The sequence below is a fragment of the Flavonifractor plautii ATCC 29863 genome (assembly GCF_000239295.1).
Lineage (GTDB): Bacteria > Bacillota > Clostridia > Oscillospirales > Oscillospiraceae > Flavonifractor > Flavonifractor plautii.
This window is the reverse complement of record NZ_JH417803.1, coordinates 18,826-29,041: the sequence shown is the minus strand read 5'-3', so window position 1 is coordinate 29,041 and position 10,216 is coordinate 18,826. Positions and strand designations below refer to the sequence as shown.

General features: G+C 52.1%; 9 protein-coding genes. 3 read left to right on the top strand and 6 right to left on the bottom strand.

Going from position 1 to position 10,216, the window contains the following annotated elements; translation table 11 throughout:
* Window positions 1-143 precede the first annotated feature (143 nt).
* Window positions 144-767 (top strand): CatB-related O-acetyltransferase, encoded by a 624-nt coding sequence (locus HMPREF0372_RS11690; RefSeq protein ID WP_007492598.1) that lies wholly within the window; start codon window positions 144-146, stop codon window positions 765-767.
* A gap of 92 nt (window positions 768-859) precedes the next feature.
* Here the strand turns inward: HMPREF0372_RS11690 and HMPREF0372_RS11685 are convergent, their stop codons facing one another.
* From HMPREF0372_RS11685 to HMPREF0372_RS11670, 4 genes are all read right to left on the bottom strand, one after another.
* Complete coding sequence (locus tag HMPREF0372_RS11685; protein WP_039997384.1) at window positions 860-1,309, bottom strand: zinc ribbon domain-containing protein; 450 nt, start codon at window positions 1,307-1,309, stop codon at window positions 860-862.
* A gap of 174 nt (window positions 1,310-1,483) precedes the next feature.
* Entirely contained in the window at window positions 1,484-1,837 is a 354-nt protein-coding gene (locus tag HMPREF0372_RS11680) for a DUF3795 domain-containing protein (RefSeq protein ID WP_007492595.1), read from the bottom strand.
* Window positions 1,834-2,211 (bottom strand): DUF1801 domain-containing protein, encoded by a 378-nt coding sequence (locus tag HMPREF0372_RS11675; RefSeq protein WP_007492593.1) that lies wholly within the window; start codon window positions 2,209-2,211, stop codon window positions 1,834-1,836. Before HMPREF0372_RS11675 ends, HMPREF0372_RS11680 begins: the two co-directional genes overlap by 4 nt.
* 17 nt (window positions 2,212-2,228) lie before the next feature.
* Entirely contained in the window at window positions 2,229-2,801 is a 573-nt protein-coding gene (locus tag HMPREF0372_RS11670; protein ID WP_007492591.1) for a GNAT family N-acetyltransferase, read from the bottom strand.
* Window positions 2,802-3,088: 287 nt separating this feature from the next.
* Between HMPREF0372_RS11670 and HMPREF0372_RS11665 the strand changes: the two genes are divergently transcribed.
* Entirely contained in the window at window positions 3,089-6,328 is a 3,240-nt protein-coding gene (locus tag HMPREF0372_RS11665; protein WP_007492589.1) for a serine/threonine-protein kinase, read from the top strand.
* A complete protein-coding gene (locus tag HMPREF0372_RS11660) occupies window positions 6,318-7,646 on the top strand; it encodes a hypothetical protein (protein WP_007492587.1) in 1,329 nt (442 codons plus the stop codon). Before HMPREF0372_RS11665 ends, HMPREF0372_RS11660 begins: the two co-directional genes overlap by 11 nt.
* A 131-nt stretch (window positions 7,647-7,777) precedes the next feature.
* Here HMPREF0372_RS11660 and HMPREF0372_RS11655 read toward each other — a convergent pair whose 3' ends face one another.
* Window positions 7,778-9,415 carry a recombinase family protein gene (locus HMPREF0372_RS11655; RefSeq protein ID WP_039997369.1) on the bottom strand — a complete coding sequence of 546 codons (1,638 nt, stop codon included), beginning with the start codon at window positions 9,413-9,415 and terminating at the stop codon, window positions 7,778-7,780.
* A gap of 23 nt (window positions 9,416-9,438) precedes the next feature.
* Complete coding sequence (locus HMPREF0372_RS11650; RefSeq protein WP_007492583.1) at window positions 9,439-10,215, bottom strand: recombinase family protein; 777 nt, start codon at window positions 10,213-10,215, stop codon at window positions 9,439-9,441.
* Window position 10,216 lies beyond the last annotated feature (1 nt).

Here is a 10,216-nt window from a genome sequence, read left to right as displayed (position 1 = left end):
TCTATCTGGGCCAGGCCCTTTCGCCCATCCTGCCCGCTCTGGTTGGGTTCATCTACTTCAAAAGCAGAGTCTGGGAAAGAAAAACGCTGGTGCGTGAGCATTTGGGAGAGGTCAGCCGAAACAAATAAGAGGAGGAAAATAATATGAATCCATCCAATATCTATCCCCGGACAGGAGATACGCAGACTGTCTATCTCAACCAAGTCGTGACAGATCCCAGCATCCTTGTGGGGGACTACACCATGTATAACGACTTTGTCAATGACCCCATTAACTTTGAAAAGAACAATGTGCTGTATCACTATCCTGTCAACCATGACCGGCTGGTGATCGGCAAGTTCTGCTCCATCGCCTGCGGCGCAAAGTTCCTCTTCAACAGCGCCAACCACAGCCTGCAATCCCTCTCTACCTATCCCTTTCCCATCTTCTTTGAGGAGTGGGGACTGGATCGGAGTCAAGTGGCCAGAGCCTGGGACAACAAAGGTGACATTGTCATCGGAAATGATGTGTGGATCGGCTACGAGGCGGTCATCTTAGCGGGGGTGACCGTCGGAGACGGAGCCATCATCGGTGCCCGGGCCGTTGTAACGAAGGATATACCGCCCTATACCATTGTGGGCGGTGTCCCGGCTAAGCCGATCCGAAAGCGGTTTTCCGAGGACACAATTGCCGCGCTATTGGAACTGCGGTGGTGGGACTGGCCGGAGAAACGGATCCAGGCCAATTTGGATGCCATTCAATCTGGACAACTGGATCAAATCAGATGACCTGTTTTGTCGTAAAATTCGGGCTGTCCCTATCCGAATGACACAAATAAAAATACATCCCTCTGAAAACCACAGATTCCAGAGGGATGTATTCATGTCTCGGTCTGTTTCCAGTGGTTCAGCTTTGGCAACTGAGCTTCAAAGTAGGCTCTGACCTGCTCCGGGGGCCAGGCTTCATTGGACATATGACTTTCCAGAAAATTCAGCAGTTCCGCAAGACTTGTGTAGACGAATTTCCCGTCAGTATAGCACCACTTGCAATATTCCTCGTTGAAGGTGCCGTCCGGCTCCCGGCTGATATTAGCATCCTCCAGAGGCATACCACAGCACTGGCAGATCAACTGCCTGGGCGAACCCAGCAGGGTATTGATGGAGACATCAAACAGCCTGGAGAGCAGTTTCAAGGTTTCTGTGTTGGGTACTGTTTCGCCGGTCTCCCAGCGGGAAACCGCCTGTCGGGTCACATGCACCTGCTGCGCCAGCTGCTCCTGGGAGAGCCCGTGCTTGGTGCGCAGTTCCAGAAGGATTTCTTTGGTATCCATGTTGATCACCACCTTGCCCGGATTGTACCACAGCGGGAGCAAAAAGCAAAGCAACTGGCTGTTGCCTTAATTCTACTTTGCTCTCGCATCAGGCGTATCAGTATTTAACAAGCTATATTCAAAGAATACCGCCCGCTGAACATCCACGGATTTCAGCGGGCGGTATCATCTCTTTCAGAAATCTGATTTCGGGTACTTGCCGTAGGCGCCTGTCCAGTGTTCCGCCGCTTTCAGAAAGGCAGAGTAGCCGTGGGCGCGGATGAACTCCAGTGCCTGCTTGTATTTGGAGTATTTGTAGACTGAATGGTTGAGAAAGGCCTGGACGGTCTCGCAGTGTTCATATTCCTCGCAATCTGCGCAGGTGATGTGACCTTTAGTCAGGCAGCATTTCTTCATTTTGCATCTGGCCCGGCTCAGATCCCGAGAGCCGTCCAAGTATCCCGGTTTGCAGCCCTTACAGGTTTTCAAATACTCGCGGCAAGTTCCGCAGTAGGCGCCGCAGCAACCGATCTCCTCAGTGCCGCTCATTGGGACGCGCTCCCTTCCGAGTGATAGAGTTTCAGGAAATCGCCGATGCTTTTTTCCACCGCATGAAGGGACACTTCATCGCCGTATTTAATGTTGATGCACCGCTTCCCCTTCTTGCAGGCGGGCAGACGATCAGACAGGCGGTTAAGAAACTCCTCGTCGGAAAAATGGATAGAGAAATGGGCCTTCGCAGCAGAGATTGCTACATATCCCTCGTACATCTTCTTCCCCAGCAGCCACATGGGCATGGAAAAAGAGATTTTTGAAGTCAACTGCGGGTATTTTGCACTCATAAAGTCAATAAACGCGCTGATATGCCGCCGCTGCTCTTCGTTCAGCGACGCCACATACTCGGAAACAGAAGCTGCGCCCATATCGTACCTCCCACTGCCTACTGGGACTGCTGCCGGTCCCACTCTTTTTTCAGGATGGCATACTGCACCGTGTTTTCATACCTGGGCGTACCGTCGGGATTGTTCACGAAGGAGATGAATTCCAGGAACACGCCCTCCCGGCGCATACCCAGTTTCTTGCACAGGTGCTGACTGGCAAGATTATAGTCCTCGGTATAGGCGTAAATGCGCCTTGCGCCCTTTTGGGAAAAGAGATAGTCAAAGAATGCCTGGGCCGCCTCGAAGGCGTACCCCTGGCCCTGGTAGGCCTCGTTCAGCATCCAGCAGGGGCTGAAGGTGTCCCGTGGGGCGTCCTCGCCTGCATGGGGCTCGCCTGCCTCCGGGTAGGCGTCGATCTCCCCGATGACCTTGCCGCCTTCCTTCAGGGTGATGGCGAAGTAGTACTCCGTCCCGCCGAGCCGCTTTTTCATTTCCGCTTTTGCCTCGTCCAGGGAGTTCAGTTTCATGCTGGCAAAGCAGTTGACCGCTGGCTCTTTCAGATATTCGTAAACATCCGCCGCGTCACCTTCTAAAAAGGGGCGCAGGATCAGCCGGTTTGTCTCTATTACCATATTTCGGCACCTCAAGAAAAGCAAAAATAGATAGCGAAATCTAATAGAATAGTTTTGTTGTAAAAATTAAGAAAAATCCGTCAAAATCACAAGATTTTAACGGATTTTGTCTTTTGTTGCCAAAAAAGATACATCTGCCTATGTTAATTTGATGTTCTACAGTTTTATTCTGCGAAATATCCTGTCGACTATGTGTACAATTGCAGATATCCGTTGGCTATGCTATACTTTTAATATCCTGTTACCACGCATTCAGGCCATCTATTGAGGTAAGAAAGGAACAATTCATGGAGGAAAAAGTGATTCAGACGCTGAGCAGGCAAAGGGACTCCGGAACAATTGTAGAGTTGGTGGAAAATGAAGCAGGGTTTCGCTTTGTGGTGAAGCGAGTCCAGAATCTGGAGGCCCCTATCTACCGAGCTATTTTTCAGAAGGAAACACAGGCCCTGACGCGGCTGAAGGCCTGCGAGAACATTGTCCGTATATTCCGTTCGGATATCCAGGCCGCTCCGGATGGACGGAGTGAAGGCATCATTTCCATGGAGTATGTTCAGGGACGCCCCCTGTCCCAGATGCTAGATGTGATTCCGAATGCCTCAACCCGGTACAACCTGGTAAAGCAACTGACCAATGCCATCCAACACGCCCATCGAAACTCCGTGATTCACCGGGATATCAATCCCTCCAACATCCTCATTACCGACTCGTTTGAGCTGAAGCTGATTGATTTCGGAATCGCAAAAATCCGCGGGATGTTCCAGGACGGAACCACATATCAGTTTGCTACCCAGAATTATTCCGCGCCGGAAGTAACCGTCCACAGTGAAAATGCAACAGAGCGCAGCGATATCTATTCGCTGGGTGCTGTCATTTATTTTCTTTTCACCGGTGAAGTCCCAGTGACGGCTGCTGAAATGCCCACGGCTATCCAATCCGCTGGCGGCATCGATGTAAAGTTAAAGGAAGTCCTTTTGAAGATGTGTGCCCCTGCCCCGGCGGACCGATATGAAAACATTGATGACTGCGAACTGGCCCTGGCTCCGCTCTACCAGCGGTATTGCGGCAGCGACGAGCGGTACTTTTTCGCCGTCCCCACCAATGCGCTCGACGATCTGAAAAGACGTAACCTAGTACGGCGGGATATGCCCTATTTAGAGTTGCTGGACAGCTTCCTTCCCGCCCAGTTTGCGGGCGGCTTGATCCGTCTTCGTGCCGAGGGGCAGACCTCCATCTATTGCTTTGACGGCATCAGCATCTCAATGGAATGCGTTTTGTCGGACGATTTTTTCCAGGTGGTCTCTTTCCGCCGGCTGGATGCCTTCAAGCGGGAGCAGCACAAGCGCTTTTCCATGGAGGTTCCTGGGCATTTTCAATTTCTGTTTTCGCACAGAATCGCAAACACCCCTCTTCCCAACAATTGCAGCCAGATCCTAAGCAACCGGGTTGCTGATTTTCAAGCGGATATCCACTCGCAGAAAAATATCGACCGGGAATACGACACACAGTACGGTATCTGGCGGGAATTCATCCAAGCTATGATTGCAGACGCGTCTAAGAATACTGTCCGGTTGTACTACATAAGTGTCCGCTATGAAGACGGGATGTTCCTGTTCCGGCTGGATCCGGACAGCGTGCCGGATGAGACGTTCAGCCAGGATACCCTGTTTATTTTTGAGCAGCGTGGGCGTTTCAAAAAGAAGCCAATTCTGGCAGAGGTCGGTACCTTCTGGGAATACCGGGAGGACGGCGCTGTGATGGCTATCAAGGCCGCACCCAGGAAGCCCCGGCTGCCGAACAATGGTTCTATCTGTTTGGATTACCGCAAAGAGATCCAGCAGTACCGCCGCCAGGAGGCAGCACTGGAGGAATTCCGCCGATCTGAAACCGCTAACGGCGGAAATCTGAAGAGCATTTTTGTGGGTGCCGAGCAGCCGGGGTATTTCCAGCTCAAGGCTATGCCCTGCTTCTATAATAAACAGCTGGATTTTACCCAGAAGCGCGCGGTCCGGAAAGCGCTGGAGGCGGAGGATATTGCTTTGATCCAGGGGCCTCCAGGCACCGGCAAAACCAATGTCCTGGTGGAAGTAATCCGGCAGATTCTGGGGGAAAACCAACGGAATCCTGCACTAGATCAGAAAATTTTGATTGTGTCCCAATCTCATGCCGCCGTGGATAAACTGCTGGAAGACCTTGCAGCCTATCTGGAACATACGACCATCCGTATTGGTCACGAGGAAAATATTGACCCCAAGATCAATGAACGTTTCGGATTGGACCACTGCCAGACCCTATGGGTGAAGGAAAGCGTTGAGAACTGTAAAGCGTGGCTGGCCCAACGTTTATTGGAACAGCACATCCCCATGGAGCCATTCTGTAAATACGCACAAGTGTTGGAAGAGCTGAAACTTGCAAATCTGGAAGAAACAGAACGCATACGTCTGGAACGGGTTGCCACAGACTTTGAAAACACTTACGGGAAAAGCCGCACCAATCCTTACGTACAGAGCTGCCTGATTTCCGAACAATGGATCCGACGCATCAGTGAGAGCAATGAGCTGGGAGAGTTTTATATCAAAAACGCTTCCATTATCGTAGGTACTTGCATTGGCGTCATTTCGGATCCCCGCGTCCGTGACTCGACCTTCGACTATGTGATTGTAGACGAAGCAGCAAAGGCAACTCTGCCGGAAATCATGGTTCCCTTGGTTCGGGCACGAAAAGCAATTTTAGTGGGCGACCACAAGCAACTGCCACCGGTCTTTGATCGGAATGCCCTCAAAGCCAGCTTCCAGTCTTCCCAGATCGATGAGCTTCAAAACACAGGGTTCGGGAAACTGTTTGACATCCTGCCCGACAGCTGTAAAGAGACGCTTTCCACCCAGTACCGGATGCATCCAGCGATCGGCGATCTCATCAGCTTTCTTTTTTACGATAGTAAAGTGCAAAATGGCGTTAAGGCATCTGAGCGAACTACGAACCTTCCCATGCTCAATAACCGCGCCATCACCTGGCTAACCACCTCCAATGCCGGTTCCGCCCGCTTTGAACAATCCGTCGGGCACCAACGCGGATACATCAACCATCTGGAAGTCACTGTGATCCAAAGCTGCTTGCAAAGGCTGAACCAAGAAATCTCCGCTCAAGGGGAGAGGTATTCCATCGGCATCATCACGCCATACCGGGCGCAGCTGGAGCTAATCCGGAACCGCCTCAAGCAAATCCCATTGAGCCACATTGAAGTCGATATCAACACCGTGGATGCATTCCAGGGCAGTCAGCGTGACATCATCATCTACTCCACCGTCCGAAGCAGCAATCAGCGGCGTATCGGATTCTTGAAAGAGGAAGCACGGCTGAATGTTGCCTTCTCCCGCGCGAAACGGGCCTTGATCATTGTCGGTGACGGAAAGTTTCTCCGCAATCCCCGTATCCCCGGCAACCGCTTTCCCTATGTGTTCAGCTATATGCAGGAGCATCCCGAATTTTGTCAGGAAATCGATATAAAGGAGTTTACAAATGCTGTCTGAATGGCAAAAAAATGTTGATAAATACATTCCTCCGCAGCTTTCCGGCTATGATTTCATCTGTCGGGTTCCAGTCTATATTCCTGTCCAGGAAATAGGCTTGACTGTCTGGGAACGGCGTGTCCAGGTGCTCTCCTTTGTTCAAGAATGTGTCCTCACCGCCATCCGCATCGGTTCCAAATCCCTCCCCGATCTTGCCGATCAGTTCGGCCTGCCAGAAAGTATTATGCTACAAATCGTATCACAGCTGGACAGTGAACAGCTCGCCGCTGTTTCCTGTGGCGACATTGTCCTGACTGATTTGGGGAAAAAGGTGCTGGAGAGCCAGAAGAAGGTCAAGACCCTGCGCAGCCAGCTCAGCCGCATATCGGTAAACCAGATCACCGGTGAGGTCTCGGATACGCCCCTCTTGGGCACCTACCGGGAGCCGCCGCGGGGGCAGGCATACCTTCTGGAGAAGTATCCACTCAATCTGGAATTCCTGCGCAGTCAGTTCGATACGCTAGCGGTAATTTACCGAGAGAGCCGTCTGGCCAATGTGGTATTCCAGAGTACTGCTGAGAGCGCTGAGCTGTATCGGATTCTTGATATCTCCTATCACACACTGTCCTATCAGCGCGAGTTCTGCTTCGTATATCTAAATCAGGCGGATCGCTCCCTGGCCTTTCACTTCCAGTCTGGAATCCAAGCCTATGCAGATGTACTGGCGGAACAGCTCAACTGCCGACACTTGGGTGCCTGGAACCTCTTCTCTCCGCCCAACCGTCCTTGCGCCGCTTCCCCGGAGGAGGAACAACTGCCCCACGACTTGATTGCGGCGTTCAAACTCCGTGGAGTGCAGAGTGACTGGGCAGATTTACTGGAAGCGGCCTATTACGCCGACCGCCCGCTGCTGGACGGAGAACTTCAGGATATTCTGTACCATTGCGCCGCTTTTAAGGCACCGCGCATCTTTATCCAGGCACCGTTTTTGGCAGAATTGCTCAACGATGACATCCTCCGCACAATTTTTTCTGCGCATACAAAGGAGGTTATCGTCCGCTATAACCGGAATGATTATCAGGCCGATTTCATATTGGGCAGGATGGGAAAACTGCGAAAAGACTGTGTACTGACCACAGTCCCTTCTGAGGACATCTCTTCCGTGAAGTTCTGCTTCGGTACCGCCTGTTTTATCCAGGGCCAATACGCGGCCAAGGAGACCGTTTACAAGCGCCGCCTTTACAAGCTGTGCGCTGAAATAACATTTAATTCTGCTCAGATTGACTCACTCTGGAATGATCTTTTAGAAATTGGGTCAGAAGCTCCAAGCAAATCGTAATCTGAACAGGATGAAAGGAAGTCTGTACGTTGGGCGTGGTTTTCTTTACCGACATAACTGACAAAGCCAACTGCAAATAGGTACGAAGGAATGGCAGTGCATCAGCACAGCCATTCCTTCGTACTTTTATTCTAGCGCACGGTCTGTTCAATCTCCAAATCGCTGTATCGGAACTTGACCCGGATTGTTTCCTCATCGACTACAGTGACCCGTTCAATCATCTTGCGAACGACCTCGTCATCATAGTGAGGAAAGCCATTGAGATGTTCCTCCAGATAAGTTGCGTACTCTGCCATACGTGAGTCCTCGTTGATTCTGTTGGCTGCCTCTTTCTTCGCCGCATCGATCCGTGTCTGCAGGTTCTGCTTTTCTTCCAGCAGGGTCTTGAGTTGCTCTGCTATCGTCAGATCCTCCATGTTGGCTAACGCCTGATCCAACAGGGCGTTCTGTTGTGCGGTCAGGGCTTCCAGTTCATGCTCCAATTCCAACAGGTTGTTACCGACCCCTTCCGGGGTACATACCATTCGGAGCGTCTCTGCCAGTTCATCCTGTAGGCCATCGCTTGCTTCGACTACCCGGTTAAGCACCGTGAGAATTGCGGTATGCAGCTTGTCCTCCGCCATGGAAGGCGAGTTATGGCAGTATTTTTTCCCGAATTCCAACCGGGAGACGCACCGCCAGACGATCCGTTTGACGCCGTTCCTGGCCCAGGTACACCGCTTATAGGGGGAACCACACTCCCCACAGACCAGCCGCTCACTGAGCGCATACTTGGCGGAATACTTGCCCTGTTCTGTTTTTCCGCTTTTCTGCAGAATCTTTCGCTTGCTGGTCCTCCGTGCCATCTCCTCCTGTACCCGCTGGTAGATGTCCCGCGGGATGATAGCAGGGTGGTTGTCCTTGATGTAATACTGCGGCAACTCGCCGGTATTCTTCTTGACCTTCTTGCTGATGCAGTCTGTGGTGAAGGTCTTTTGCAGCAAGGCGTCTCCCGCATACTTTTCATTGGTGAGGATGTTATGCACGATCTGATGGGACCATGCCTTGACACCCTTTGCGGTGGCGATCCCATCTTGGGTAAGTTCTCTCTGGATCTGGCCCTCACTGCAGCCCTCCAGGTACCGGCGGTAGATTCGCCGCACCACCTCGGCCTCCTCCGGTACGATCTCCGGCTTACCGTCCGCTCCTCTTTGGTAGCCCAGCATGGATCTGTAGTGGAAGTTGACCTTTCCTTCTTTCATTGCCATACGGATGCCCAGCTGGATATTGGAGCTGAGGGATTCGCTCTCGGCCTGGGCAAATCCGCTGAACAGGGTGATGAGGAACTCGCTGGACTCTGTCAGCGTATTGATATTTTCCTTTTCGAAGATGACCCCGATCCCCCTGGCCTTCAGCATCCGTACCGTCTCCAGGCAGTCCACTGTATTTCGTGCGAAACGGGAGAGGGATTTTGTTAGGATGAGGTCGATCCCGCCCCGCTTGCAGGCGGTGATCATCCGGTTGAATTCTTTTCGCTTCTTCATACTGGTCCCGGTGATCCCCTCGTCCGCGAAGATCCCGGCCAGTTCCCAATTTGGGGACTCCTCAATTTTCTGGGTGTAGTAGGCTTTCTGGGCGGTGTAGCTGTTGATCTGCTCCTCGCTGTCGGTACTGACCCGGCAGTAAGCCGCCACCCGCTGCCTGCCATGGAGTCTCGTCTTGTTGCCTGCTACATTGGAGCGTAATGCCGGAATACGGTGGACGGTGCGTTCCAGTGATGATTGTTCCATTTTGCTGTCCTTTCTGTTCCTAATCAGAAGTGTACGGTGATTGCGTTATCTGTTCCGATTATGATATGGGAGACCGTTCGTTCGAAGCGTTCCCAGTCGATTTGGTCGGGCTGCGTTTGGCTTACAGCCGTATCCACACCATCATCACAGCAGGCATACCGGGCAGCTGCCCCTTGCAGGATGTGGGAGAGAGCCTCCTTACCGTCTCCTGGCTGTTCCAACGCCCGGTTAATGGCATTGGCCGGGCGAACAGCCTCCGCAGAGGGCGCGTATGGCTTACATATGGGTTTTTCATGTGCCGCAAGCTGCCGTGCCGTCTGCGCAAGCAGTTCCTCCTTCCCGACAACAAATGCGTTTCTGCAGGCAGAACATTTCAGATGGACGTTTCCGGTATGCCCGATTGGCCCTCCGGTTCGGAGCAGGCGAGTCTGACAGCATCCGCTTCGCAGCTTTTGCCATAAGCCATCCGATTCCGTCCGGCGTGGAAACTTCCCACTTGTCTTTTCTGAGATCTTTTCCTGCACTTGCTGGAAGGTATCTTGGTCAATAATGGGTGGGTATCCATTTTCCCCGGCATAGCGAGAGTTTTCCAGCATTCGCTTGATTTTGTGCTTGTTCCACAGCGGCGATTCCTGAGAGAACGGGATGTTGTCCGCATTCATCCGGTCTGCCAGTGCCTGATAGGATAACCCGGCCAGATAGGTGGTAAATATATTTTGAACAGTGAGTCGTTCCTCCTCCTGGATAACCAGATCGCCGTGTATGATCTGGTAGCCATACAATATCTTCCGATTTGCCATT